Source organism: Micromonospora sp. CA-269861, assembly GCF_050948505.1.
Taxonomy (GTDB): Bacteria; Actinomycetota; Actinomycetes; order Mycobacteriales; family Micromonosporaceae; genus Micromonospora.
Window position 1 is genome coordinate 1,929,185 of sequence record NZ_CP192014.1, and the last position, 23,942, is coordinate 1,953,126.

The following is a 23,942-nucleotide window of genomic DNA, read 5'->3' on the forward strand; positions in this document are numbered from 1 at the left end:
CACCGTAATCGACTGCCCGCCCCCCGCTCCGCGCGCGGGCCTCGGCGGACGTCGACCACGGACCCTGGCGCTCCGGCGGAGGAGCCTCCGGTCAGGTTCGCGTCCGGAACGGGGCAAGGACCGCGCGGATCTGATCAGCCGCGCCCCAGTCGTCGTCGAACTGGGCCAGCACGGCGAGGTGTTGGCGCAGCTGGATGACCGGCATGCGGGCCTCCCAGTCGTCGTCGAGCGAGGTCAGCTCCGCGTAGACCTCGAACATCCGTCGGGCCTCGGGCGGGGGCGCGGTGGACCACACGTGAGCGAGGTCGACCTCGGCCCACATGTACGACACGGCCGGGTCGATCAGCGCGGGCTCTCCGTCCGCGCCGGCCAGGATGTTCTGCGCCCACAGGTCGCCGTGCGTCAGGCACGCCGGCCGCTCCGGCAGCAGGTCGGGCAGCCGGTCACAGAGCCGTTCCAACGCCGCTCGGTCTCCCGCGTCCAGCGCCGCCTCGACGCGTGGCTGATCGAGCCAGCGGAGCAGCCGGTGCTCTGCGAAGAACACGAAGCCGTCGTCGTTCCACGTATTGATCTGGCGGCGACGGCCCAGCCAGTTGTCGTGGTGCCAGCCGAAGCGAGGGTGGGTCGTGTTCAGGTGCAGGCGGGCGAGCAGGTGTGCGAACTGCTCCCAGAAGACCTCGCTCGGTGGCCTTGCGCGCAACACCGACAACACCAGAAGGTCCCGATCCGCCAGGATCACCTCGGGTGTCGTCACCCCGCCGAGCTCGTGCAGGGCGGCCAGCCCTTCGGCCTCGGCGACGAAGACGTCGTCGGCCGGTGGGTCGGCGAAGGTCTTGACGAACACCGGCGGAGCATCCCGACGGGTGGCGATGCCCGCGAGCGCCGCGAGCCCGCCGGTCACCGGCTGCACCGCGACGACCTCACTCATGCCGGCCAGGTGCAGACGCTCCAGCAGGGTCATCCCTGACGCTCCTCAGATCCGGCGTACGAGCCGGCCCGATCCTAGGTGGCGGGTCCCGGCTCACCCTGCCGGTGGCAGCGGTGTTGGACACTGCTGGACATGGCGCACGTGTCGGTGGATCAGCAGCGGCTGGAGCTCGTCCTCGCCTCCCACTGGACCGAGGAGCCGCTCGATCTGATCCGCGATGTTTCCGGCACCGTCACGAGCTGAACCGGTCGCCGAGAGTTGATCGACCGGGTCGGCGCGGCCGAGAATCGAGGTCGTGGACTTACCCCAGGATTGGGTCTCGTTGCTGGGCCAGCTTGACCGGCAGATGTCTTCCGGGCGGCTCTCACCGGACACGGCGGCGTTGCCCGAGCTGATGAGCATCTATGACGTGCCGGGCGTCAGCATCGCCGTCGGCCACGTGAGCGGGCAGGTGTGGACGGCGGGGTTCGGCGCCATGGTTGGCGGGACGTCGACGCCGGTTACCGCGAGCACCGCCTTCGCGGCCTGTTCGATAAGTAAGCACGTCGCGGCGTTCGGCGCACTGCTGCTGGTCCAGACCGGTGTCCTGAATCTCGACACCGACATCGGCGAGTACCTCACCTCGTGGCACCTACCCGGCCGCGAAGGCCAGCAGGGAGTCACGGTGCGACAGCTGCTGGCGCACACGGCAGGACTGTCCGACACCTGGTACCGCGGCTATGCCGCGGATCGTGCCCCGTCGCTGTTGCAGGTCCTGGACGGCAGCGGCTCGACGACCACTCCACCGGTCCGGCAGACCCTGTTGCCCGGCAGCCGTTTCCGGTACTCGGGCAGCCACTACTCGGTGCTCCAGCAGCTGATGGTGGACGCGACCGGAACCTCGTTCGAGGACCTCATGCGAACTCTGGTGCTGGAACCGGTGGCCATGGCCGACAGCAGCTTCGACAGGCAGTTTCCGCACCAGCGACCGGACCAGGTGGCTCATGGGCACCACGGCGGCGGCACCAGGATTCCCGGCGGTTGGCGAACGCAACCGGAGATGGCCGCGGCGGGACTCTGGAGCACACCGACCGACCTGATCCGACTCGACCTTGAGATCGCCCGAGCAGCCTTGGGAGACTCGAAGCTGCTCGACCGCGACCTGGCCACCCAGATGTGCACACCGCAGATTCCCGGCGGCGGCTACGGGCTCGGCACCGAGCTGGACGACCGCGCCGGGCGTCGGCGCTTCGGACACACCGGGTTGAACGTCGGCTACACCTGCTTCTCCTACGTGTGGCCCGACAGCGGCACCGCGGTCGCCGCGATGACCAACTCGGAGGATGGCTGGGAGCTGCTGGTCAGCATCCGCGCCGCTGTGGACCGCCGATACGCCAGCCCTACCAGCATCACCGCGGTGCCGCTCGCTGAGGTGGCGGGCCGGTACGTCCTGCACGACGGCTACCCGATCGACATCGCAGTCACCAACGGTCAACTGGCCCTGGCCGCGGCTGCTCAACAACCGGTTGTCCTCCTGGCAGACCCCGACGGTCGCTACCGACACCCGGACCTCGATCTGGAGGTCCGGTTCCTGCGGACCGACGACCAGCCTTACCGCCTCGAACTGCGGCAGGAAGGGGTCACGCAGACCGCCAGACCAGTCACCGAGCAAGCGGAATAGCCAGGTCGGTCAGGGGCGGTTGTGGACGAACCACGCGTCACCCGCCGGTAGGGCGACGGCGACCTCCCACCGGCTCAGTTCGAGGTCCGGAGCGAGCGCCTTGAGCTGACCGGCGGCGGCCCACGCCTCGTCGCCGGGCGTCGGGCGACGCCCCACCTGAAACTGCAGCATGGTGTCCCACGACGCGACCAGGCGGGCGTCCCACCGATGACGCCACTGCGCCAGCACCTCGGCGAACCGCTGCTGATCCTCTGGGTCGAGGGCACCGTAGAACTCCACCCAGTACGCCGAGCTGCGCACGTCGCTGGTGGGCAGCAACATGAGCAGGACGTTGTCCGGCGTGTACCAGTACTCGGTCTGCGTCACGAGCCGCACGTTGTCGAGCACCTGCGCGTGCCTGTCGGCGTCGGCGAGCAGCCGGTCGTACAGCGCCCGTTCCAGCACCGGGAGCGGCGTCGGCAGCACCACGTCCGACACCAGGGCGGTCAGGTCGACGCCTGTCGTGCCCAGTGCGTAGTACTCGATCTCGCCCTCGTCGACCTGGTGGTCCTCGCCGTAGTCGCGGTAGGCCAGCCAGGGTTCGGACAGCTCCGCCGCCTCGGCGAACGCGCGCAGCTCCGACTCCGACGGACCCGGCTCGGGCTCGGGCCGGATGGCCAGCGCGTCGTCGAAGTCGTCGGTGACCATCACGGGCCGACGTCCGATGACCGGCATCAGCGCGTCGGCGGCCTGCCAGAGCTCGTGCAGACGGGCGGGGTCGACGTCCGCGACGAGGACGGTGCCCGACGGGCCGTGCCCGATCGGCAGGCCGGCCAGTGGTGTGCCCACGAAGGCCGCTGCGATCCGGTCGAGGTCAACTGGCACGTCGACAGCCTTTCCGATCATGCGAACCGGTCGGCGAGCTTCGTCAGCTTGCTGACGTACGCCGGCCAGTCGTAGTCGTCGGGGAGGTTGGAGTTACCCCGCCGAACGCCGACCGCCGCGTCGTGCTGTTCGCGCATGATGTCGGCGTGCCCGGCGTGACGGGCGAGATCACACGTCACGTGGATGATGATCCGTTGCAGTGTCACGGCCTGCCGACCCGGTCGCCACCACGACACCTGCCCCGGCGCGTCGAGCGGTAGCTCGTCGATCGTCTGGTCGGCGAAGGCGCCGACCCGGCGATACAGGTCGAGCAGCCCGTCCTTCGTCTCGTCCTCCCGGGCGTACCAGTCCGCCTGCGGGTCGTCGTCGTACGCCGCCAGGGGGACCAGCTCGTCAGGCGTCGGGAACTCGCGACCGAAGGTGGGCCCGAAGTACGCGGCTTCGACATTGAGGCAATGCTTGATGACGCCCAGCAGGTTGTTGCCGGTCGCCGTGCGGGGCAGCCTGACCTCGCGTTCGCTGAGCCCGTCGAGCTTCCACACGAGGTCTTCGCGGGATTCCCGGAGGTAGTCGTGCAGCGCGGCCTTCGCATCGCTCAGATCAGCCATGCCGGCCAGTCTCCCCTATCCGCTGAACCGGGGCGCACCCACGGCGGGCCGGTGCCGGGGCGCCGGCCCGCCGAGGACTCGATCTGCCCGGGGCGTCAGCTTCCGGTGCAACTCGCGGTGGTGCCGCTACCGCTGCCGCTGCCCTGGAATCCGAAACTGGTGGCCTGACCTGCGGCCAGTCGTCCGTTGTAGCTCTGGTTCGCGACCGTGATGGTCCCGCTGGTGCCGCTGCTGACCCCGTTCCAGAGCGAGCTGACCGACGCGCCGCTCGGCAGGGTGAGGGTGACCCGCCAGCCGGTCAGCGCGGTGGTTCCCGCGGTGACGCTGACGTTGGCGACGAATCCGCCGTTCCACTGGTCCTGGACGGCGTAGACCGCGGTGCAGCCGGGGGTGCCGGTCGGCGGCGGGGTAGTGGGCGGTGGGGTGGTGGGCGGTGGGGTGGTGGGAGGCGGGGTGGTGGGCGGCGTGCCGTCGTCGAGCGTCAGGTTCTTCTGCTGGACGCTCCACTGGCTGCGGCACAGACCGCAGTCGGAGCCGACGAAGTTGCGGCCGGCGGTGGTGTCACCCTTCAGGCGCCACTTGAAGTAGAGAGTCGCGACGCGGCCGAACTCGCCGCCGTTGGTCTGGTCGTAGGTGCCGCCATGCCCGACGTTCAGGTTGCCCATGAAGGCGGGCAGGCCTGCGGGCAGCTTGCCCCAGTCGTCCATCGCGTTCGGGTAGGCGATGTCGCTGGGCCCGCCGATGAAGTAGGCGATCGGCTTGGTCAGCCTCCGGAGCTGGTAGTCGTCGCCGTCGTTCAGCAGACCGCTGCTGAAGATGCCGGTCGTGGTGACCCGGGAGTCGTTCGAGACGGCGTACGCCTCCAGGCCCCCGCAGGAGAAGCCCGCGACGGCGACCTTGGAAGTGTCGATCTTGTTGTAGTACTTGCTGCCCTGCCGGGAGTTCTCCGCGATCGCCCAGTCGATGGACTGGGTGAGCATCTGCGAGTTGGTGGAGCCGGATGCGTTCGGGCCGCCGTTGGCGATGGCGAGGAAGCCGTGGGAGGCGATCTCGCGGAGGAAGTTGCCCTGGGAGAGGCCGTTGGCCGAGCAACCGCCGTTGCCCCACACGACGATGGGCAGACGTTCGGACGGAAGGGTCTGGGGCCGGAAGATCGTGTGATTGGCCAGGGTGGTCGAGGTTTCGTAGTCGGCGGGGTAGGGGCCGGAACCGCCGACGGCGGCGGACGCCGGTGTCCCGCCGATCGCCATGATCACGGAGGTGACCGGGACGATGGCTGCCGCCAGCGCCGCGTAGATCTTTGCTCGCCTTTTCATTGACCCTCCTGCACACGTCACGGTGGTGCTCCCGGCGGCGGTCGTTCATTCGCGCCACGACGAGGGTGGTCAGCGCTGGTTGCGGGTCCGGTCGACATGGTCGCGGCGCGGCGTGGGCGGCAGCCGTGCCCTCGGCTGCCACTGCCCGCTCGTCCAGCGCTGGTGACCGCCCGGCCGCGGTCCCCACAGGCGCTCCGATGGGAGCTGTGTGCAGTTACTATCACTGCCGTAATGAAAAGTGTCAATGTGTCGGCGGTTCTGGCCGACCGCCATCGCCCTCAGCCGGCGGGAGGGGCGTTGCCGTGCTTGCCGCCGGTCGGCTCGGGTCGCGAGGGGTTCCGCGAAGCCTGGAAGTGGGTGATCCACGCGGCGGCGTCGGGCCAGTGCGGCTCTGCCAGCTGGACCAGACGCGCCTGGGCGAGCGAGCCGAGCCCGGTGTGGATGTCCAGGAAGGTCTCCCTGGCCTCCTGGCGCGGCCAGGGCTCCGGCAGCAGATGCGGGGGCAGGTCCGGGTCGATGTCCGCGAACTTCCGCCAGGAATCCATTGCGGAGGTACGAGCCACCAACGCCCGGGCCGCGTCCACCTCCCCGTCGCGCGCGGCCTCCCGCAGCTCGGCGTACTGCTGAATGAAGCCCGAGTACGCCGAGGCGAGAGTGGTCAGGTCGTACGCGGAGGCCGGACCGTGTGGCCCGGCCTCCTCGTCGAACCGGACATGCAGGACCGACCATCGGGCACCCTCGACGTGGTGCAGCAGCTCGCGCAGCGCGTCCCGCACCGGCGCGGCGTCCGATCCCGGCCGGATCCACACGCTGTCGTACAGGCCCACGAAGCCCAGTGTGCTCAACGACCTGCGCAGCGCGTGACGGAACGCCTGGCCGGAGTTCGGGATCGAGAAGGACGCCTGCACCCATTCGCCGGTCCAGGGCACCGGGCGGGCGCCGAAGTTCAGGAAATGTCGCATCCGGGAGCGGTGTTTGGCGATCGCCTCCGGCGTGAGGTGGTAGACCGGTGGACGTCCCTTCCCCCGCGTGGCGATGAGACCACGCTTGACCAGCCGGGACAGCGCGGCACGGGCACTGGACTCGCTGACCCCGAACTCCCGCAGGATCGCGATGACCGCCGTCGACGGCAGGTCGGCATCCGAGGAGTCGAGGTACTCGCCGAGCAGGGTCGTCAGCAGGTGCTGCGGGCTCGACCCCGCCTGGGCCCGGGGCACCCGGATGTCGTCGGCGTTCACCTCATCAGACTGCCCCACCAGGATGCCGACGGCTCGTCAGGTGGGGCGGGGGCAAGGCGCTGTCAGCGGCGGGTGGAGGCACTATCGTTCTGGCGTGCACATCCGTTTCGACGTCCCCGCCGATCCCGCCTACCCGGGCCGGGTGGCCGCTGCGCTCGGCAACGTTCGGCTGCGCAGGTTCGGCTACATCGGAGCGGCCCTGGCGGTGGTCGGGGTCATCGGTCTCGTCGTCTCGCGGGGGTTCGGGTGGGCCGAGCGGAGTTCGCCGCTGTGGACGGCGCTGCTCGTGGCCGGCGTGCTGTCGATGCTGTACCGGCCGTGGGTGTTGGCGCGCGCCCGACGCCGCTCCGGTAGCTACGCCGTCGAGGGCGCCTACGACATCACCGATGACAACATCATGATGCGCAGCGGCTCGGAGTCCGGCGGCATCGCCTGGGACGGGGTCGCCCAGGTGCGGGACGTCGGAGAGTTCTGGGTCGTGTACGTCGGCCGGATGCCGGCGACCGTGATCCCGCGCTGGCTGATGTCCGCCGAGGACGCCGAGACGTTGCGCGCCCACATGGCCCGGCGCGGGCTGCTGGAAAGCCGCTGAACTCAGCTCCCCGAGGAGCGCAGGGGATCGGGCTACGGCATCCGCGCCCCTAATCGTCCGCGGCTACCTATTCTCGACGGGGGATGCACCAGTCCGAGTAGTGGCCGTCGGCCCGACGGCTTACAGGAGGCCGTCGTGAGCACCAAGGATCGACCCGAGGGCATCAGCCCCACAGCCGTGGAGTCAGCGCCGGGGCTGTGGCGGATCGATCTGCAACGGCACGACCTCAGCATCCCCGGGCGGGAGGTCATTCAGACTCGGGTGGAGTTCACCCCGGATTCGCCACCGTTCAAGCATTTCCACCCGGGCGAGGAGATCATCTGCGTCCTGCAGGGAACGCTGGAATATCGGCTTGAGGGTCAGCCGCCCATGGTGTGCAACCCTGGCGACGCGTTGACCGTCCCCTACGGTGTACATCACCAGGCACGCAATGTTGGCGACGGTGTCGCTGTCGAACTGGCCACGTACGTCGTCGAGAAGGGGAAACCACTCCTCACCAAGGTGGAGTGAGATCTCGTTTACGCGATCGGCGCGTCGGGCAGAAGGCACGTCATGACGAGTGATCGGGTCAAGTCTGTCGGTGGCTACACCATGCGAATCCTCGGCGTGCTGGCGATCGTTGTGGGCGTGCTGGGCATCGTCTCCAGCCTGTCCCAGGGCAACCTCGTCGGGGTGATCCTCGGCGTCATCTTCGTCGCCGGCGGGGCGATCCTGCTCAAGCGTTCGGGCGCAGGGGCGACCCCCAGGCCACGGAGCACGCACTGACGTCTGCGGGGTCACGGTCGCCGTGGTCGTCGCAGCGCTCGACCACGACGACCGGACCCCAAGGCCGTACCGGGCCGGTCCGAATCCTGGTCAGATGATCGCAGAGTCGCCGGGTCGCAGGTCGACGAGCACGTCCGTCAGGCCCGCGCTCTCGAAGGCACGCACGACATCGTCGGCGCCCTGGGTGTAGTGCGCCCAGCCGTCCTGGTGGACCGGGACCACCGCGCGGACGCCGAGCACTGCCGCCGCTCGTGCCGCCAGATCCGCGGTCAGGGTGAGGAACGCCTCGCCGCGTACCGCGAGCTGGGCCGCGCCGAGGTTGAGGATCGCGATCTCAATCGCCGGAAACCGCTCAGCGACAACAGCCACGACATCCAGCGAGGCGTTGTCGCCGCTGACATAGACGGTCGGCCAACCGGTCGCCTCGAGCACGAAACCGATCACCGGGCCGTTGACCACGCCGACCTCCGGCGAACCGTGCAGCGCCGGAACCACCGTGACGCGTACGTCGCCGACCTCGGCGTACTCGAAGGGCCGCAGGCCGGTCGCTCCAGGCCCGAGATTCGGTGCCCCCGCCGTGGTGGTGAACACCCGCGTGGCCCGGCGCGCGTACTCCCGCCCGGAGATGTCGAGGTTGTCGACGTGATGTTCGTGCGACACGAGCACCACATCGACCGGGTCGAGGTCCGTCGGCGCCGTGCTCGGGCCGGTGAACTTCGTGGCGGTGACCGGCCCGTCCTGGTACGTCCGCGGATCGTCGAAGGTCGGGTCCACCACGACGCGTTGGCCGGCGTAGTCGAGGACGGCCGTGGGGCCGCCGACGGAGCGTACGGTCAGCTTGTTCATGGTGTTCTCCCTGGTTGTTGATTCGCCTGCTCGCGGAGGGCCTGGTTCTCGGCGCGCAGGCGGGCGAGTTCGTCACGTACCGGCGCGAGTGCGTCCGAGAGTTCCGCCTCGCTGAAGCGGGGGGTGATGTGTTGGGGGCAGTTCCAGTCGTAGCCCTGCACGTCAACGGTGATCAACCGTTCCACCCGGCCCGCTGGTCCGGGCACGCTCAGCCTCTCCAGCAGGTCGTCGGCTGCGTCGTCCCGCACGTCGGTGACGCGCGCCGTGCCGATGATCTTGAGGCGGCGTTGGTGGGCGTAGTCCATCAGTAGCAGCGAGACCCGGGGTGACGTGGCGAGGTTGCCGACCGACAGGTACTGCCGATTGCCCCGCAGGTCGGCCCAGCCCAGGACGCTGTGCCCGTCGACGGGGTCGAGGACGTGCAGGAAGCCGGGCGGGCCGCCGCGGTGCTGCAGGTACGGCCAGCCGTTCTCGCCGACGGTGGCGAGGTAGAAGTTGTCGCGCTCGGTGATGAAAGCGGCCTCATCGTCACTGAATGTCGCGTCGGTGTCCCATCCGGCGGTCATGCGCTGGATGGCGGGTCGGCTGCCGTAGCGCTGTTGCGCGGCGACCACCGACGCGGTGGTCAGTTCCTGCAGGTAGCGGTGTGGCATGACGGGCACCTTCCGGGGATCGGGCCGGGCCGGAGAAAGTCGACGCTGTCTAACCATCGTGATGACTTTTGCCGGTAAGAAGATACGTCGGAATGGCTAACCTGTCAAACGCCGAACGGTGGTAAGGTTGGCCGCATGACACGTCGGCCGCTTGTGGGCGAACCCCTCGCGCTGGACCTGGTCAACACACAGTGGGTCGAGCGGGGCCGCATGGTCGACCTGTTCGACGAGCCGGACGGGCTGCGGGGATGGCTCACCGAGCACCAACTGGAGGGTGACCCCGCAGCGGTGGAGCCCTCGTTGCGGGAGGCGCGTTCCGCGCTGCGCCGCGCCCTCGAACAACCCGACGAGGACGCCGAACGGGCGGTCAACGCGATCCTCGCCCGTGGTGCCTCGCGCTACACGCTCCGTCAGGCGGTCGTGCATGAGCAGCATGACGTCGACGCCGGCTGGCTCCCCTCCTGGCGAGCGGCCGTCAACTACCTTGACCTGCTGCGCCAGCAACCCCACCGCATCCGACGCTGCGGTAACCCCGCCTGCGTCCTGCACTTCTACGACACGTCGCGCAACGGCACCCGACGCTGGTGCTCGATGGACGGTTGCGGCGCTCGCGCCAAATCCGCCCGCCACTATCAACGCCAGCGCGCCACCCCCTAGCGCACGGGGTACGCGGACAGCGGCGGCAGCGCCACTCGTAAGGTGAACGGATGTCGGTCAAGCAGGTCCAGGTCACCTTCGACTGCGCCGAGCCCGTGCGCGTCGGTCGTTTCTGGTGCGAGGTGTTGGGGTACGTCCCGCCGCCGCCTCCGGAGGGGGTCGCCGCCTGGGACGATGTCAACTCCGAGGAGCAGGGATCGTGGTTCGCGTGCAGTGACCCTGCCGGTGTGGGCCCGCGACTGTTCTTCCAGCGGGTGCCCGAGGGCAAGGTCGTCAAGAACCGGGTGCATCTCGACGTACGGGTCGGCACCGGGCTCGTGGGCGAGGAGCGCCTGGCCGTCCTCGAGGCCGAGTGCGCGCGCCTGGTCAAGCTCGGCGCGGTACGCGGGCAACTGCTGCTCGCCGACGGCGAGAACGAGTCGTGCCTCAACATGCAGGACGTCGAGGGCAACGAGTTCTGCCTCGACTGAATGCGGGCGCCTGCCGGTAGCCTCGGCCCTCATGACCTGGCTGCCTGATGAGTTCGTCCACCCCGTTCACGTGCCGGTGCCCAACACCGCGCTGCATCTGCGGCCGATTCGCGAGGCGGACACCCCGCTCGACTACCCCGCCGTGATGGGCTCCCGTGAGCGCCTGTGGGAGATCTTCGGCCCGGCCTGGGCATGGCCCAGCGAGACGATGACCTATGAAGAGGACCGCGTCGACCTGCTGCGGCACGAGAGGGAGATAGCCGCGCACCAGTCGTTCAACTACGCGCTGCTGGACGAGGGGGAGACGGCGATCCTCGGCTGCGTCTACATCGACCCGCCGGAGCGCACCGGCTCCGACGGCGAGGTCTCCTGGTGGGTGGTGGACGACCTGGTCGGCACTGAGGTGGAGGCTGCGGTCGACGCGTTGGTGCCGCAGTGGATCGCCGCGGACTGGCCGTTCCACCAGCCCCGCTATCTGGGCCGCGACATCACCTGGCGGGACTGGCTGGCGTTGCCGCGCGTCTCCTGACGGCGGCCGGAACGCGGCGTGGGGGCCAGGCGGGTCGCCCGGCCCCCACGTTCGGGCTCGGTCAGCCCAGGTACTTCTCCCACGGACCGGTGATGGCCAGGGTGAGGCCCGGGTCCTGCATGTTGACGAAGAGCACCTTGCCGTCCGCGCTGAAGGTCGGCCCGCAGAACTCCGAGTCGTTGAGCTGGTTGCGGGCGATCGGGTACGTGGGACCGCCCGGGATCGTGCTGAGCACGTGCGAGGCGCCGGAGCCGTCCTCGGCGAGGACGAGGCTTCCCCACGGGGTGACTGTCACGTTGTCCGGGCCGTCGAAGGTGAGGTCGGTGTACTTGACCGGCGTACCCTCCTCGGACTGGGTCTGGTGCGGGAAGTACGTCACCAGCTGGATGGTCTGGTTCTTGAAGTTGTAGAACCAGACCATTCCGTCGTGCGGCGCCGCGTCCGCCGGGAGGTCACCCTCGTCCCAGGCGTACGAGTTGACCACGTACACGCCCTCGTCGGTGGCCCACACGCCCTCGAACTTGCGTCCGCGGGTGACCTGGCCGTCGGCGAACTGCTCGCGCACCGACTTGGTGCGCGCGTCGCGGTCCGGCACCTCGATCCACCGGACCGGGAAGGGGCGGCCCAGCTGGGCGGAGGTCAGGTACGCGACGTCCGGCAGCACCGAACCGTCATCCATGATGATCTGCATCGCGGCGAGGACACCGGCGTTCGGTGCGAGGCGGGTGAGCACCCCCGGGCCCAGCTTGACGCCGTGTGGCGCCGTCCAGCGGTAGAAGAGGCCGTTGGGCGCGTCGGCGTCCTCGGAGAGGTAGATCCGGGTGCGGTCCTTGTCGACGGCCAGGGCCTCGTGGGAGTAGCGGCCCAGGCACTTGATCGGCTTGGGGTCGGCACTGCCGTCGGCCCACACCTCGAAGACGTAGCCGTGGTCCTTCTGGTAGACGCCGGAACGGCCGCCCTCTTCCCAGGTGTCGCCGGCCCGGTCCTCGGTCTCCTCGCAGGTGAGCCAGGTGCCCCACGGCGTCGGCCCGCCGGCGCAGTTGGAGATGGTGCCGGAGAGCGCCACGAACTCGCCCAGGTTGCGGCCCGCGAGGTCGGTCTTGATCACGGTGCAACCGCCGGCGTCGACGGCGCCCGCGTCGTACACAGTTCCCTTGACGTGCGGGACACCGAACTCGGCGCCCGGGTCGATCTCGTGGTTCTGGATCAGGGTGTAGCGGCCGTGGCCGGCGTCGTAGACGGCCATGCCGTCGTGGTCCGACGGGGTCGTGCCCTGGCCGCGGTCGAGCCGGGTGACGCCGGTCCGGGTGACGATGGTGTAGCTGAAGCCCTTGGGCAGGGCCAGGATCCCCTTGGGGTCGTCCACCAGTGGCGGAAAGGGCACGTTTCCGGGCTTCACCGGCGGGTGCGGCCGAGCCGGGCTGGCCTGGGCCAGGGACGGCAGGCCGCCCGCGACGGCAAGGCCGACGCCGGCGGCGGCGCCGCTGGCGAGGAAGGTACGACGAGACGAAGGCACGTGGATCAACTCCTGGTCAAGACAAGTGCGACGACTGGGAGCCAACTCCTGCCTGCGGACAGCGACACGTCACCCGTGGGAGCGGGCGGTGACATCGGAGTTAAGAATCAGGGTCGCGCACGCGTCGCCGCGCGCCCCCCGATCAGGCCGAGGTAGTCCACCGGGACCCCGCAGCCGGTTCAGGTCGGCGCTCCTCGGACACATCGGCAGTGGCGCGCCACCAGTGCCGGGACGCCAATGCCGCCAGTCCGGCGCCGGCGGCGTTGAGCAGAACGTCGTCCACCGACGACACCCGGTCCAGTCGTAGGACGAACTGGGCGGTCTCGACCAGGACCGAGCAGCCGGCTGCGAGGGCCAGGATCCGTGGTACCGACGCCAGCGCCGGGAACCGCTGCGGGGCGAAGAAGCCCAGCGCCGCGAAGACCAGCAGGTTGCCGACGACCTGAAACGTCGCCGTCAGCGGCCCCCCGTCGGAGAAGATCGTGAGCAGGTCGCGCAGCGGCACCAGTGTCACCCGACCGGGGACGATGCCGGCCTGATCGCCGGGCAACATGATCATCCACACCCACGGCACAGTGCCGTAGACGATGCCGACGTCGGCCAACGACGTCCGCCACGCGGACGGGGTGCCGGCGGCGCGTCGGCGGCGCGCCAGGACCCACACCGCCAGCGCGGCCAACGGCAGGACGACCATCGTGATGAGGACGACGCCGTTGAACGTACCGAGCCAGCCGTGCCATCCCTTGACCATGCGACCCCCGCTCTCGCCCAGCCCCGAAATTTACCCGGCCCGGGTGGCGGGCACCTGCCCGTTTGTGGCACCCGCGCTTCGGGCACACACCAGCGTGGCGAATCAACGAGTCCCGCAGATCCTGTTCGTTCAGGGGGCCGGTGCCGGCGTACACGACGAATGGGACAACAAGCTGGTCGACAGCTTGGGCCGTGAGCTCGGGGAAGGGTACGAGATCCACTACCCGCGCATGCCCGACGAGGACGACCCGAGCTACGCCACCTGGAGCGCGGCCATCCGGCGGGAGATCGCGGCCCTGGACGACGGCCCGGTCGTGGTGGGCCACTCGGTGGGCGGGACGATCCTCGTCCACACGCTCGCCGAACGGCCGCCGGAGCGGACGCTCGGGGCGATCGTGCTGATCGCCGCCCCATTCGTCGGTCCCGAGGGCTGGGCCAGCGACGGGTTCGAGGTGCCGCACGATCTCGGCGCGAGACTGCCGCACGGCGTGCCGGTGCACGTGTTCCACGGGCTTGAGGACGACACCGTGCCGCTGGCGCACGCCGACCGGTACGCCGACGTCGTCCCGCAGGCGTACCTGCACCGGTTGCCGGGGCGTGACCACCAGCTCAACGATGACCTGAGCGACGTGGCGGGGGCGATCCGGGGCGACTAGGTCGCCGGTCGCGCCGCCCCAGCGGCGTCGCGGGGGCGGCACGGCCGATCGATCGTGTGGTGGGTCAGCTACGGGTGGACCATTGCTGGTTGGCACCGCCGTTGCAGGCCCAGAGGATGAGCTTGGTGCCGTTGGCGGTGCCGGCGGCGTTGGCGTCGAGGCAGAGCCCGGACTGGACGCCGGTGATGGTGCCGTTGGCGTTGAGGTTCCACTGCTGGTTGGAGCCACCGTGGCAGTCCCAGATGATGGCCTGGGTGCCGTTGGTGGTGCCTTGGCCGAAGGCGTCGAGGCACTTGTTGCCGTACACCTGGAGTTGTTTGCCGGCGGTGTAGGTCCAGCGCTGCGCGGTGTTGCCGAGGCAGTCCCAGAGTTGCACCTGGGTGCCGTTGGTGGTGGTGCCGTTCGGCACGTCGATGCAGCGGTTGGACTGCGCGCCGACGACCTGGACGTTCTGTTGCGGGTTGCCGCCGCCGGCGGGTGCGTAGGCGGCGGCGTTGATGTTGGCCTGGACGGCGTTCTCGGTGGCCGCCGTCGGGTAGCCGGAGGTCAGTACGCCCTCGAAGAAGGTGCCGCGGCCGGTGATGCTGTTGTCACCGCCGATGCCGAGCAGGATGGCCCCTTCCTTCTTCATCGGGTGGTAGCCGTTGGGGCGCGGCCCGTCGAAGTAGGTCGTCAGGCTGCCGGACTGGGCGTTTCCGCCCCGGATCGCCCAGTGGTTCGGCTCGCCCTTGACCATGGCCGTGACGAACCGGTGGTTGATGGACGCGATGTTGTTGTAGCCCGCGTTGACCCCGGAGAACAGCCCCCACTCCAGGTCGGCCATGATCCAGGGGCCGGCTCCCGCCCCGTAGCCCCACTGCTTGTTGGCACCGAAGTAGACGGTCTCCATGATGGCGCGTTCGTCGGCGAGGCTGTTGGTCTGCGCGTTGCCGTAGTCGAAGCAGCACCACTGGTTGTAGTGGGTGCCGTCGACGACCGCGTAGATGCCCTCGGGCTGGTCGCCGGTCGCGACACCGTTGGTGTTGTTGTTGCGGTAGCCGGTACCGGGGGCGATGTAGACGCCGTACGCCTTCTGGCCGCCGACGGTGACCGGTGCTGCCTTCGCGTCGGCGAGGTTGTCCCAACCGCCGGGCGCGGGACCGGCGAAGCCCCCGGGGGGCGCCTGGGTGAGACGGTTGTTGCGGCCGGACTGGTCGTAGATGATCGTGATGACGCAGGTCGTGTTGGCGCAGAACGAGTCCTGGGTGGCGGCGTTCGCGTAGCCGCCCTCGCTCAGTACGCCGATGTCGCGGGTGGTGTTGTCCGACGAGCGTCGGACCTGGTAGAGCGGGCCGTTGTACGCGCCGTACAGCGCGCGGGTGGTGCTGTGCGCGGCCACGCACGGGGTACCACCCGAGGCGTAGATGTCACACGGACCCGTGCCGGCGGCGTGGGCGATGCCCGGCGCATCCGAGACCACATAGACGCCAGCGCCGACGACGAGGGCCAGCAGGGTTCCCGCGGCGGCCAGCAGGCGACCCAGCTTTCTCTTCACATTCATCGGAACCTTTCCGTTGCGTGGTGGGGGTGGGGTGGGGTGGCGGTGACATTGACGTCACACGTCATACCTGTGACATTAATGAGCATCCATGCGTTGGCGCTAGTCGGCACGCGTTGGTCATCTATCGATGAGCCTGAGGACGGATATGCTGGTCGGCGGAGCGAGGTGCGTCCCCGTGTCGGGGCAAGAATCGATTCGAGGGCGATTGATGAACATCGGGGAGATCGCTCGCCGGGCGGGGGTGTCCCGCAGCACCGTTTCCTACGTGCTCAGCGGAAAACGCAGCGTTTCGGAGGCGACCCGGCAACGGATCCAGTCGGTCATCGACGAGTTGGACTACCGGCCGAACGCCAGCGCCCGTGCTCTCAAGGAGGGGCGCACCCGTACCCTCGGGCTGGTCATCCCGCCAGCGAGTCAGCGGTTGACCGACATGCAGCTGGGTTTCGTCGCCAGTGTGGTCGAGGCGGCCGCCCGCCATGACCTCGACGTGCTGCTGTCCCCCTCCGGTGGCGACCACGACCGGTCGTTCGAGCGGATCGTCACCGGGCGTCGGGTCGACGGCGTGGTCCTCATGGAGATCCGGTTGAAGGACGACCGGGTGACCCGGCTGACCAAGGCCGGGCTGCCGTTCGTCACGATCGGTCGGACCGCCGAGCCGCACGGGATGAGCTGGATCGACATCGACTACGCCGCGCTGATCGCCCGGTGCGTGCAGCACCTGGCCGATCTCGGGCACCGGCACGTGGCACTCGTGAACCGGTCCGCCGAGTTGGTGGCCGCCGGTTACGGCCCCAGCCATCGCGCGCTGGCCGGCTTCCGTACGGCGGCGCTGGAGCGGGGGTTGACCGGTGTGGAGGTCTGCAGCGGCGACGACACGGCCTCCGGCGAGGCGTGTATGGAGCAGTTGCTCGCGACGCACCCGGAGGTCACGGCGGTGGCCACCATCAACGAGGCCGCGTTGCCCGGGATGCAGCGTGCACTGACCGGCGCCGGGTTGTCGGTGCCGCGCGACTTCTCCGTCACCGGAGTCGCCGCGCAGCACTGGGCGGAGGATTTCCGCCCGCCGCTGACCGCCGCCGACGTGCCGATGGTCGAGATGGGCGCCGAGGCGGTGTCGCTGCTGCTGGAGATCATCGCGGCTCCCGGTGCCGTGCCACGACACCGCCTGTACAGCCCGCCCATCTCGTTGCGTTCCAGCACCGGTCCGGTCCGGGCCCGCTGATCCGACCGGCTAGCCGCCCCTGACCCGCCGTTCCTCCTGGGCGGCGGCGAGGATGAGATAGCTGCTGGCGGTCCAGGTGTACGCGCGGTCCCGCAGACCGGTGCCGGTCTCGGCGTCGAAGTTCTCCGCGAAGCCGGACTTCTCGCACAGAGCAAGGAACCGCCGGCTGATGTCGTCGGCGATCCTGGTCTGTCCGGCCCGACGCAGGCCGTCCTCGACGAGGACTGTGGAGGGTGCCCAGATCGGGCCACGCCAGTAGCCGTCGGCGAGGTAGTGGGCCGAGTCGGTCGGCTCGGTGGCCAGCCCGTGCGTGGTCAGGTGGGTTTCGACGCCTCGTGCCAGCGCGGCGGCGACCGGGGCCGGCAGGTCGGCCCCGAGTGCGACGGGCATCAGGTCGAGCAGGCTGCGGCTCGTCCGCCGGTGCCCGGTGTGCGGGTCGCGGGCGGCGAAGCGTTCGCCGTCCCACAGGTCGCGCAGCATGGCCCCGTGGATCCGGTCGGCCTCCCGGGACCAGCGGGCGGCGGGCTCACCCAGCTCGGTGGCGAGGTCGGCGAGGCAGCGAAGCTGCGAGACCAGGAACGCGGCGAGGTCGGCCGTCTCGAGGACGCGTTTGTCGTCGAAGGTGGTGGCGTTGTCCCAGCCGCTGTCGTTGCCGTGCTGGTAGTGCGGCAGATCGTGGCCGGGGGCGCGCCGTGCGTCGAGCCAGAACTCGGTCCAGCGGGCAAGCCGGCCGTACGTCTGCGCCAGCGCCGCCCGGCTCGGTGGTTGGGGCAGGCGTCGGCGCAGGTGACGGAGTGCCCAACCGTGGATGGGGGGCTTGACGTAGTTGTGCAGGACCTCGGAGTGGGTGACCGAGTCGGGGAGGGCTCCGGCCTCGTCCTGGTGGTCGAAGGGGAGCTGGAACTGGTGCCAGGCCAGCTCCGGCTCGCCGGCCGCCAGGGCGATCGCGTTGAAGCAGTGGTCCCAGCTCCATACCTTGTCCATCCAGTGCTTGGACATCAGGACGGCCGGGCGGGTGACGAAACCCGCCGGGGCGACAGTGGCCGACCACAGGACGTACGCGGCCAGCTCGGCGGCCGGGGTCTCCGCACCACGCCAGGGCGCGATCGCGTCGACGAACGCGGTGAACTCCGCCATCCGGTCGTGGCACAACTGCTCGAAGGCGACCGATCCGGCGTACGGGCGGCGTGCCGTGGCGTACTCCTCGATCGCGATCTCCCAGGGCTGGTCGGTGGGGAGGTCGAGGGACCGGTCGGCGGTGCCGAGCGCCTGTGTGCCGTCGGTGCGCGACAGCGCGCCGGAGAGCACAGTGATCCGGTACCGGCGGCCGGTCTCGTACGAGGTGAACACGTGCGATCCGTCGACCGGGTCGGCGTACAGGTAGGTGCCGCTGAACGGGGTGAGGGTGCGCGCGGCAGCGGCCACCCGCAGGCCGAGCCGGTGGCCCCGGATCCGCAGGGTGTCCGGCCCGTCGTAGACGGCCTCGATCCGGTCGGCCCCGCTGCGCCAGGTCAGCAGCGCCGGTGTGGCGACGACTGTGGCACCGGCGACCGTGGGGGTGAGCCGCAGGACGGGGTGCAGCCCGGTCTGGTGGGAGACCAGGTGCAGATCCTCGGCGTACGTCTTCTCGGCTACCACCGGGGAGATGTTGAACCAGGATCCGCGGTAGCTGAACGGGATGTCCTGGATGGGGAACTCCGGACCGGACGGGGCGGCGGTCATGGGTGGCGGGTGCCTTTCTGTGGTGCGGGTGGTCAGTCCTCGACCGCCGCGGATGGTCAGTCCTTGACGGCGCCGGCGGTCACGCCCATCGAGACGTACCGCTGGGCCAGGATCAGCAGTACGGCGGCGGGGATCGAGGCGACGACGGCGGTGGCCATGATGGCGTTCCACTGCTGGTTGTTGTTGCCGATGTAGTGGTAGATGCCGAGGGTGATCGGCTGGTGGTCGCCGCCGCCGGCCAGGGTCGAGGCGAAGATGAAGTCCGACCAGGACCACAGGAACGCGAAGAGCGACACCGTGACGATCGAGTTGCGGCTGACCGGCAGCACCACCGACCAGAAGGTCCGCAGCCGACCGGCGCCGTCGACCACGGCGGCCTGGAGCAGCTCGTCGGGGATGCCGGACATGAAGGCCGTGAAGATCAGGACGCCGAACGGCACCGCGAGCGTGGTGTCGGCCAGGATCAGGCCGGGCAGCGTGTTCAGGACGCCGAGCGTGAGGAAGATGGCGTAGAAGCCCATCGCCATGATGATTCCCGGGATCATCTGCGCGATCAGCAGCACGAAACTCAGAGCCGGGCCACCGGGTGGCCGGAGCTTCGCCAACGCGTAGCCGGCCGGGGCGGCCAGCGCCACGGTCAGCGCCACAGTGCCGAGGCCGACCAGGAAGCTGGTGCCGAGGTACGGCAGTTGCTGGTCGAGCACCGCCCGGTAGCCGTCCAGGGTGCCGTTGGTGGGGAACAGGTGTGGGGGACTGGCCCGCATGTCCTGGTCCCGGGTGAAGGACACGTTGATCATCCAGTAGACGGGGAAGAGCATCAGCCCGGTCAGCACCAGGCCGACGCCTGTCTTCCACCAGGCCCGCGGCTTCGAGGTGGTCATCGCAGCTGCTGCTTCCGCTCGATCCGGATGTAGATGAGGCCGGCGATCAGCGCCAGCACGATGAGCAGGTTTCCGATCGCCGCGCCCGGGCCGAACTCGGGTAGCAGGTTGCCGAAGCCGAGCCGGTACGACCAGGTGGCGAGCGTGGCCGAGGAGCCGGTCGGGCCACCCCTGGTCATGATCCAGATGATGTCGAAGACCTTCAGCGTGTAGATCAACCCCAGCAGCAGCGTGATCGCGGAGACGGGACGCAGCAACGGGAAGGTGATCCCCCAGAATCGTTGCCACCCCGTCGCGCCGTCGAGCGCGGACGCCTCGTACATCTCCGTCGGGATCCCCTGCAGGCCGCTGTACAGCACCACCAGGTTGAACGGGATACCGATCCAGACGTTCGCGATGATCACCGAGGTGAGCGACCAGCCCGGCGAGGTGAGCCAGTTGACCGGGTCGATCCCGACGACGCCCAGCGCCGCGTTGACCAGCCCCGAGTCGCTGTTGAGCAGCCACGACCAGGTCGACGCCGAGACGATCAGCGGCAGCAGCCACGGTACGAGGATCAGCGCCCGCAGTGTGCGCGACAGCGGGAAGTGCTTGTGGAAGAAGAGGGCCAGGGCCATGCCGATGGTGAACTGGAAGGCGAGCGAGGCCGCGGTGAAGACCAGTGTGTGCGTCAGCGTCGGCCCGAATGCCGGGTCGGTCAGGACCGTGCGGTAGTTGTCGAGGCCGGCGAAGGGCGCCCCGCCCTGCACGAACGAGCGGACGGTGTACTCCCGCAGGCTCAACTCGACGTTGCGGTAGAGCGGGTAGGCGTAGAAGGCCACCAGGTAGACGGTCACGGGTGCCAGGAAGCCCCACGCCATCCACCGGCTGGGCCGGCGGGCACGGGACGGGGGAGGCCCGGGTGGGGCGGCCGGCGCCGCCCCACCCTGGTCCCGTACGGCGGTGGAGGTCTCTGTCGTGGAGGGCATGGTGTCGGTTCGGGTCGCTTACCTGGTCGTGGCGGCGGTCTGCGCGGCGGTCAGGGCCTCCTGTGGCGACTTCCCGCCGCTGAGGGCCGACTGCACCGCGGTCCACAGCGACTCGGAGATCTTCGGGTACTTCGTGCCGAGGTTGTCACCGGTGCGGCCCTTGGCTGCCCGGACGGCCTCCACCCAGACCTTGAGCTTGGGGTCCGCGCTCGCCTGTCGCTCCTGCACCGCGGCGACGGGTGCGACGTAGGACAGCGTGGTGTCCGTGGTGAGGAGGTTGTCGGCGTTGGTCAGACAGGCGACGAGCTTCTGCGACGCCTCGTACCGGCCGGTGTTCTTCTGCACCGGGATGGAGACGAACTCACCACCCGTGGGTGCCGGGGCCGGCCCTCCCGCGCTGGCCGGGATCGCGATAGTGCCGTACGAGAAGCCGAGCTTCTCCGCGTTGGCCAGTTGCCACGTGCCGTTCTCGGCGAACGCGTAGTCGCCGGTGGCGAACTCCTGCCAGCTCGTGGTCTGGGTGTTGTTGATGACGGAGTTCGGGGCGTGGCCCTGCTTGAGCCAGTCGGTCCAGAGCGTCAGCGCTGACACCGCCTGCGGTGAGTCCAGACTCGTCAGGTGGGCACCGGACCCCCAGAACCAGGGCAGGAACTGGAAGCTGCCCTCCTCGGTGCCGATCGCGGAGAAGGTGATGCCCTTCTTCCCCTTGGCCTTGACCTTGGTCAGTGCGGCGGTCAGTGACGGCCAGTCCTTGACGGCGGCGGGATCGACGCCGGCGGCGGTGAGCAGATCCTTGTTGTAGTAGAGGGCGAGGGTGTTCGCCCCGATCGGCACTCCGTAGGTCTTGCCGTCGCTCTGGCCGGCACCGAGCAGGTTCTTCTCCATGGCCGAGACGTCCAGCTTGTTGTCGTCGGTGGTGGTGAGCGCACCGGCCTCGGCCAGCGTCGAGATGACCGGGTTGTCCACGATCAGCACGTCCGGCGAGTTTCCCTGCTGGGCGGCGAGCAGCGCCTTGTTGGTCAGGTCGGTGGTGTCGTAGCCGGTTCGCTCGACAGTCACCCCCGCGGAGGTGCCGCACTTCTTGAGCAGCGCGACCCACTCGGAGTCGTCGGCGAACTGCGGGTAGGGGTCCCAGACGAGGTGCGCGCCACCGTCGGCGCCACCGTCGCTGGACGACGAGCAGGCACTGCCTGCCACTGCGGCGAGAGCTATCACGGCGACGGCGGCCAGACGCCGCCGACGACTGAGTCCGGTCATGTGGTGCCTCACTTCAAATCGATCGTCAGGTGGGGTGTGTGGTTGATCGGCGCGGGTTGGAACAGTCCAACCAGGAGGCGAATCGATTCGACGAATCGGTTCGCTCGAAGATAGGTCTGGCCATGCGCGGGGGTCAAGAGTTACTTGGCCGGGCGGGGAGCATCGCTGGGAAACGCGGCCGTCACCGCACTGTCACTTCATTGACATGGTTCAGTTCCTGGTCCTACGATCCGTGCGAATCGATTCGCAAGCGCTGCCCTCCGGAGAGCGTCCCCCGCGCCCCACCAAGGAGCCGCCCGTGAAAACCCCGTCCCGCAGCAGGTCAGGACGAGCCAGTGTGTTCATGGCCCGACTCGTCGTCGGCCTGCTCGCCGCCGCTGCCGCCGTCACCGTCGTCTCGTCCCCCGCCCAGGCCGCCGACGAGTCGATAAGCGTCAACTTCGCCACCACCAGCGGTGCGCCGACCTACCGCGCATCCGGCTGGATCTACGGCATGACCGAGAACGCGAGCGGTCCCGCCGACCACTTCTACCGGGACGTCAAGTTCCAGTACATGCGTGCCGGCGGCGCGCAGCTTCCGGGGAGTGGCTGGGTCGGCGGTACCTACGACCGTCGCTGGAACTCCACAGTCGCCCAGGCGCGTCGGACCACCGCCCTCGGCGGGAAGTTCATCATCCTGCCGCACGACCTCTGGGGTGCCGACGGCGCCGGGATCTCCCGCTTCCCCGGTGACAACGGCAACTGGACCGACTACGACAACTTCCTGACCCGCCTCATCAACGACGTCCGGACATCCGGGCTGTCGGTGCAGTGGGACATCTGGAACGAACCCAACATCACCATCTTCTGGAACCGACCGATCTCCCAGTACCTCGAACTGTGGCGTCGGACCTACCAGCGCATCCGGGCGGAGTTCCCCAGCCAGCTCATCGTCGGGCCGAGCTGTGCCTGCGTACCGTCGACGACGCACACCTTCTGGAACCAGTACCTGGACTTCGTCCGCTCCACCAACACGGTGCCGGACATCATCAGCTGGCACTCGCTGCCCGGTGACCCGGTCGCGAACGTCAACGCCGCCAACGCCACACTCGACCCGCGCGGCATCGCCCACCCGCGCCCGTACCAGATCAACGAGTACGGCGCGCCCGACGAGCAGAACCCGGCCGACGGCGCCTGGTACATCGCGCGTCTGGGGCGGGCCAGAGCCGACGGCCTGCGGGCGAACTGGGCCAGCGGCGGCAGCCTGCACAACGACCTCGGCAACCTGTTGATCCGGAACTCGACCGGCCAGCACCAGCCCAAGGGGGAGTGGTGGAACTACCGCTTCTACGCCTCCCAGGTCGGCGAGAACGTCGCGGTGACCCCCAGCCAGTCGTACGACGCGTACGCCACGAAGACGGCCGGGGCGGCGAAGGTCCTGGTCGGCGGTGGTCGTACCACCGGGAACCTGGCAGTCAACCTGCAACGCCTGGACACCACCAGCGGCATCGTGCAGAACGGTCAGGTCCGTGTGCTCACCCAACGCATCCCGCACAACGGCGGCGGTGCCGTGGCGGGGCCGCTCACGGTCTCGAACAGCCTGGTCGGGGTGTCCAACAACAGCGCCACAGTCACCCTGCCGTACACCAACCAGACCGACACCTACGCCGTCACGCTGCTGCCACCGTCGGACGCTGGTTTCCAGTCGGTGGCGGTGGCCCAGCACTCCCAGCAGTGCCTGAACAACGCCGGCCTGAGCACCGCTGACGGCAACGTCCAGCAGCAGAACCACTGCGACGGCGGTGACCAGCAGCTCTGGAACTTCGCCCCGGTCGCCGGCGTGGCCAACACCTACACAGTGGTCAACCAGCAGAGCGGCAAGTGCCTCGACGTCAGCGGCGTGTCCACCGCCGACGGCGCTGCCGTGCACCAGTGGACCTGCCTGAACAGCCTCAACCAGCAGTTCACGCTGCGCAAGGTGACCTACTCGGGCAACGACTCGCACGACTACCAACTCGTCGCCCGGCACAGTGGCAAGTGTGTCGATGTCAACGCGGTCTCCACGGCGGCCGGCGCGCTGGTGCACCAGTGGACCTGCCGGGCGGTCAGCCAGGGCAGCCCGCTGAACCAGACGTGGCGGCTGCTGGGGCGTTAGGCGTCCCGGCGGGAGGTGATGCGCTGGCTGTCGGCCCGACGGCCAGCGCGTCGCCCGACCACAACATTGATTGACATAGATTCACCAAAGGTCATACCATTCGCTGCGAATCGATTCGCCACCGCCGCCACCTCCCGTGACGAGTCGACAATCCCCCGCGCTTCCACGAC

24 protein-coding genes are annotated in these 23,942 nt (G+C 69.2%); 10 read left to right on the plus strand and 14 right to left on the minus strand.

Annotation, left to right across the window (positions count from 1 at the left end):
* Nucleotides 1–91: 91 nt before the first annotated feature.
* On the minus strand, nt 92–961 hold the full coding sequence (locus ACQP0U_RS08915; protein ID WP_433317389.1) for a fructosamine kinase family protein: 870 nt from the start codon (nt 959–961) through the stop codon (nt 92–94).
* Between the two features lie 313 nt (nt 962–1,274).
* Here ACQP0U_RS08915 and ACQP0U_RS08920 point away from each other — a divergent pair, with 313 nt between their 5' ends.
* A complete protein-coding gene (locus ACQP0U_RS08920) occupies nt 1,275–2,588 on the plus strand; it encodes a serine hydrolase domain-containing protein (protein WP_433317391.1) in 1,314 nt (437 codons plus the stop codon).
* A gap of 9 nt (nt 2,589–2,597) precedes the next feature.
* Here ACQP0U_RS08920 and ACQP0U_RS08925 read toward each other — a convergent pair whose 3' ends face one another.
* The 4 genes from ACQP0U_RS08925 to ACQP0U_RS08940 form a co-directional block, all read right to left on the minus strand.
* On the minus strand, nt 2,598–3,452 hold the full coding sequence (locus tag ACQP0U_RS08925; RefSeq protein WP_433317393.1) for a DUF4253 domain-containing protein: 855 nt from the start codon (nt 3,450–3,452) through the stop codon (nt 2,598–2,600).
* A 17-nt stretch (nt 3,453–3,469) separates the two neighbouring features.
* Nucleotides 3,470–4,060, minus strand: coding sequence for a DinB family protein (locus ACQP0U_RS08930; protein ID WP_433317395.1), 591 nt, complete (start codon nt 4,058–4,060; stop codon nt 3,470–3,472).
* Nucleotides 4,061–4,155: 95 nt separating this feature from the next.
* Nucleotides 4,156–5,376 (minus strand): cellulose binding domain-containing protein, encoded by a 1,221-nt coding sequence (locus ACQP0U_RS08935; protein WP_433317397.1) that lies wholly within the window; start codon nt 5,374–5,376, stop codon nt 4,156–4,158.
* Between the two features lie 278 nt (nt 5,377–5,654).
* On the minus strand, nt 5,655–6,614 hold the full coding sequence (locus tag ACQP0U_RS08940; protein ID WP_433317398.1) for a PaaX family transcriptional regulator: 960 nt from the start codon (nt 6,612–6,614) through the stop codon (nt 5,655–5,657).
* A gap of 94 nt (nt 6,615–6,708) precedes the next feature.
* On the opposite strand from ACQP0U_RS08940, the gene ACQP0U_RS08945 reads away from it, so the two are divergent.
* The 3 genes from ACQP0U_RS08945 to ACQP0U_RS08955 all read left to right on the plus strand — a co-directional run bounded on the left by ACQP0U_RS08945 (nt 6,709) and on the right by ACQP0U_RS08955 (nt 7,971).
* Nucleotides 6,709–7,206, plus strand: a complete 498-nt coding sequence (locus tag ACQP0U_RS08945) for a YcxB family protein (protein WP_433317400.1) — start codon at nt 6,709–6,711, stop codon at nt 7,204–7,206.
* Nucleotides 7,207–7,341: 135 nt separating this feature from the next.
* Complete coding sequence (locus tag ACQP0U_RS08950) at nt 7,342–7,716, plus strand: cupin domain-containing protein (protein WP_433317402.1); 375 nt, start codon at nt 7,342–7,344, stop codon at nt 7,714–7,716.
* A gap of 42 nt (nt 7,717–7,758) precedes the next feature.
* Nucleotides 7,759–7,971, plus strand: a complete 213-nt coding sequence (locus ACQP0U_RS08955; protein ID WP_433317404.1) for a hypothetical protein — start codon at nt 7,759–7,761, stop codon at nt 7,969–7,971.
* A gap of 90 nt (nt 7,972–8,061) precedes the next feature.
* Here ACQP0U_RS08955 and ACQP0U_RS08960 read toward each other — a convergent pair whose 3' ends face one another.
* A complete protein-coding gene (locus tag ACQP0U_RS08960; protein WP_433317406.1) occupies nt 8,062–8,817 on the minus strand; it encodes an MBL fold metallo-hydrolase in 756 nt (251 codons plus the stop codon).
* Nucleotides 8,814–9,470 (minus strand): pyridoxamine 5'-phosphate oxidase family protein, encoded by a 657-nt coding sequence (locus ACQP0U_RS08965; protein ID WP_433317407.1) that lies wholly within the window; start codon nt 9,468–9,470, stop codon nt 8,814–8,816. Before ACQP0U_RS08965 ends, ACQP0U_RS08960 begins: the two co-directional genes overlap by 4 nt.
* 135 nt (nt 9,471–9,605) lie before the next feature.
* Here ACQP0U_RS08965 and ACQP0U_RS08970 point away from each other — a divergent pair, with 135 nt between their 5' ends.
* Genes ACQP0U_RS08970 through ACQP0U_RS08980 form a run of 3 tightly spaced genes read left to right on the plus strand, consistent with a single transcriptional unit; the run spans nt 9,606 to nt 11,126 of the window.
* Nucleotides 9,606–10,127, plus strand: coding sequence for a CGNR zinc finger domain-containing protein (locus ACQP0U_RS08970; RefSeq protein WP_433317409.1), 522 nt, complete (start codon nt 9,606–9,608; stop codon nt 10,125–10,127).
* A gap of 50 nt (nt 10,128–10,177) precedes the next feature.
* Nucleotides 10,178–10,597 carry a VOC family protein gene (locus ACQP0U_RS08975; RefSeq protein WP_433317411.1) on the plus strand — a complete coding sequence of 140 codons (420 nt, stop codon included), beginning with the start codon at nt 10,178–10,180 and terminating at the stop codon, nt 10,595–10,597.
* A gap of 31 nt (nt 10,598–10,628) precedes the next feature.
* Nucleotides 10,629–11,126, plus strand: a complete 498-nt coding sequence (locus ACQP0U_RS08980) for a GNAT family N-acetyltransferase (RefSeq protein WP_433317413.1) — start codon at nt 10,629–10,631, stop codon at nt 11,124–11,126.
* Nucleotides 11,127–11,187: 61 nt separating this feature from the next.
* On the opposite strand, the gene ACQP0U_RS08985 is transcribed toward ACQP0U_RS08980, so the two are convergent.
* Together ACQP0U_RS08985 and ACQP0U_RS08990 are read right to left on the minus strand one after the other, a co-directional pair.
* The gene (locus ACQP0U_RS08985; protein WP_433317415.1) at nt 11,188–12,642 is read right to left on the minus strand and encodes an alkaline phosphatase PhoX; all 1,455 of its coding nucleotides are present in this window, start codon (nt 12,640–12,642) and stop codon (nt 11,188–11,190) included.
* A 142-nt stretch (nt 12,643–12,784) separates the two neighbouring features.
* On the minus strand, nt 12,785–13,393 hold the full coding sequence (locus tag ACQP0U_RS08990) for a VanZ family protein (protein ID WP_433317416.1): 609 nt from the start codon (nt 13,391–13,393) through the stop codon (nt 12,785–12,787).
* A gap of 94 nt (nt 13,394–13,487) precedes the next feature.
* On the opposite strand from ACQP0U_RS08990, the gene ACQP0U_RS08995 reads away from it, so the two are divergent.
* The gene (locus ACQP0U_RS08995; protein WP_433317418.1) at nt 13,488–14,048 is read left to right on the plus strand and encodes an alpha/beta fold hydrolase; all 561 of its coding nucleotides are present in this window, start codon (nt 13,488–13,490) and stop codon (nt 14,046–14,048) included.
* A gap of 64 nt (nt 14,049–14,112) precedes the next feature.
* On the opposite strand, the gene ACQP0U_RS09000 is transcribed toward ACQP0U_RS08995, so the two are convergent.
* The gene (locus ACQP0U_RS09000; RefSeq protein WP_433317420.1) at nt 14,113–15,588 is read right to left on the minus strand and encodes an arabinofuranosidase catalytic domain-containing protein; all 1,476 of its coding nucleotides are present in this window, start codon (nt 15,586–15,588) and stop codon (nt 14,113–14,115) included.
* A 208-nt stretch (nt 15,589–15,796) separates the two neighbouring features.
* On the opposite strand from ACQP0U_RS09000, the gene ACQP0U_RS09005 reads away from it, so the two are divergent.
* Entirely contained in the window at nt 15,797–16,810 is a 1,014-nt protein-coding gene (locus ACQP0U_RS09005) for a LacI family DNA-binding transcriptional regulator (protein WP_433317422.1), read from the plus strand.
* 9 nt (nt 16,811–16,819) lie between these two features.
* On the opposite strand, the gene ACQP0U_RS09010 is transcribed toward ACQP0U_RS09005, so the two are convergent.
* The 4 genes from ACQP0U_RS09010 to ACQP0U_RS09025 are packed head-to-tail and all read right to left on the minus strand — an operon-like array spanning nt 16,820 to nt 21,638.
* Nucleotides 16,820–18,532, minus strand: a complete 1,713-nt coding sequence (locus tag ACQP0U_RS09010) for an amylo-alpha-1,6-glucosidase (protein ID WP_433317424.1) — start codon at nt 18,530–18,532, stop codon at nt 16,820–16,822.
* Between the two features lie 56 nt (nt 18,533–18,588).
* Nucleotides 18,589–19,413 carry a carbohydrate ABC transporter permease gene (locus ACQP0U_RS09015; RefSeq protein ID WP_433317426.1) on the minus strand — a complete coding sequence of 275 codons (825 nt, stop codon included), beginning with the start codon at nt 19,411–19,413 and terminating at the stop codon, nt 18,589–18,591.
* Nucleotides 19,410–20,381 carry a carbohydrate ABC transporter permease gene (locus ACQP0U_RS09020; RefSeq protein WP_433317428.1) on the minus strand — a complete coding sequence of 324 codons (972 nt, stop codon included), beginning with the start codon at nt 20,379–20,381 and terminating at the stop codon, nt 19,410–19,412. Before ACQP0U_RS09020 ends, ACQP0U_RS09015 begins: the two co-directional genes overlap by 4 nt.
* Before the next feature lie 18 nt (nt 20,382–20,399).
* A complete protein-coding gene (locus tag ACQP0U_RS09025; RefSeq protein WP_433317430.1) occupies nt 20,400–21,638 on the minus strand; it encodes a sugar ABC transporter substrate-binding protein in 1,239 nt (412 codons plus the stop codon).
* A gap of 298 nt (nt 21,639–21,936) precedes the next feature.
* On the opposite strand from ACQP0U_RS09025, the gene ACQP0U_RS09030 reads away from it, so the two are divergent.
* Entirely contained in the window at nt 21,937–23,772 is a 1,836-nt protein-coding gene (locus ACQP0U_RS09030; RefSeq protein WP_433317432.1) for an RICIN domain-containing protein, read from the plus strand.
* Nucleotides 23,773–23,942 lie beyond the last annotated feature (170 nt).

Excerpts from the sequence above, each read along its gene's own strand:
- ACQP0U_RS08915 (WP_433317389.1), bottom strand. The coding sequence starts at position 961 with ATGACCCTGCTGGAGCGTCTGCACCTGGCCGGCATGAGTGAGGTCGTC.
- ACQP0U_RS08920 (WP_433317391.1), top strand. The coding sequence starts at position 1,275 with ATGTCTTCCGGGCGGCTCTCACCGGACACGGCGGCGTTGCCCGAGCTG.
- ACQP0U_RS08930 (WP_433317395.1), bottom strand. The coding sequence starts at position 4,060 with ATGGCTGATCTGAGCGATGCGAAGGCCGCGCTGCACGACTACCTCCGG.
- ACQP0U_RS08935 (WP_433317397.1), bottom strand. The coding sequence starts at position 5,376 with ATGAAAAGGCGAGCAAAGATCTACGCGGCGCTGGCGGCAGCCATCGTC.
- ACQP0U_RS08955 (WP_433317404.1), top strand. The coding sequence starts at position 7,759 with ATGACGAGTGATCGGGTCAAGTCTGTCGGTGGCTACACCATGCGAATC.
- ACQP0U_RS08960 (WP_433317406.1), bottom strand. The coding sequence starts at position 8,817 with ATGAACAAGCTGACCGTACGCTCCGTCGGCGGCCCCACGGCCGTCCTC.
- ACQP0U_RS08965 (WP_433317407.1), bottom strand. The coding sequence starts at position 9,470 with ATGCCACACCGCTACCTGCAGGAACTGACCACCGCGTCGGTGGTCGCC.
- ACQP0U_RS08970 (WP_433317409.1), top strand. The coding sequence starts at position 9,606 with ATGACACGTCGGCCGCTTGTGGGCGAACCCCTCGCGCTGGACCTGGTC.
- ACQP0U_RS08975 (WP_433317411.1), top strand. The coding sequence starts at position 10,178 with ATGTCGGTCAAGCAGGTCCAGGTCACCTTCGACTGCGCCGAGCCCGTG.
- ACQP0U_RS08980 (WP_433317413.1), top strand. The coding sequence starts at position 10,629 with ATGACCTGGCTGCCTGATGAGTTCGTCCACCCCGTTCACGTGCCGGTG.
- ACQP0U_RS08990 (WP_433317416.1), bottom strand. The coding sequence starts at position 13,393 with ATGGTCAAGGGATGGCACGGCTGGCTCGGTACGTTCAACGGCGTCGTC.
- ACQP0U_RS09000 (WP_433317420.1), bottom strand. The coding sequence starts at position 15,588 with ATGAATGTGAAGAGAAAGCTGGGTCGCCTGCTGGCCGCCGCGGGAACC.
- ACQP0U_RS09005 (WP_433317422.1), top strand. The coding sequence starts at position 15,797 with ATGAACATCGGGGAGATCGCTCGCCGGGCGGGGGTGTCCCGCAGCACC.
- ACQP0U_RS09010 (WP_433317424.1), bottom strand. The coding sequence starts at position 18,532 with ATGACCGCCGCCCCGTCCGGTCCGGAGTTCCCCATCCAGGACATCCCG.
- ACQP0U_RS09015 (WP_433317426.1), bottom strand. The coding sequence starts at position 19,413 with ATGACCACCTCGAAGCCGCGGGCCTGGTGGAAGACAGGCGTCGGCCTG.
- ACQP0U_RS09020 (WP_433317428.1), bottom strand. The coding sequence starts at position 20,381 with ATGCCCTCCACGACAGAGACCTCCACCGCCGTACGGGACCAGGGTGGG.
- ACQP0U_RS09025 (WP_433317430.1), bottom strand. The coding sequence starts at position 21,638 with ATGACCGGACTCAGTCGTCGGCGGCGTCTGGCCGCCGTCGCCGTGATA.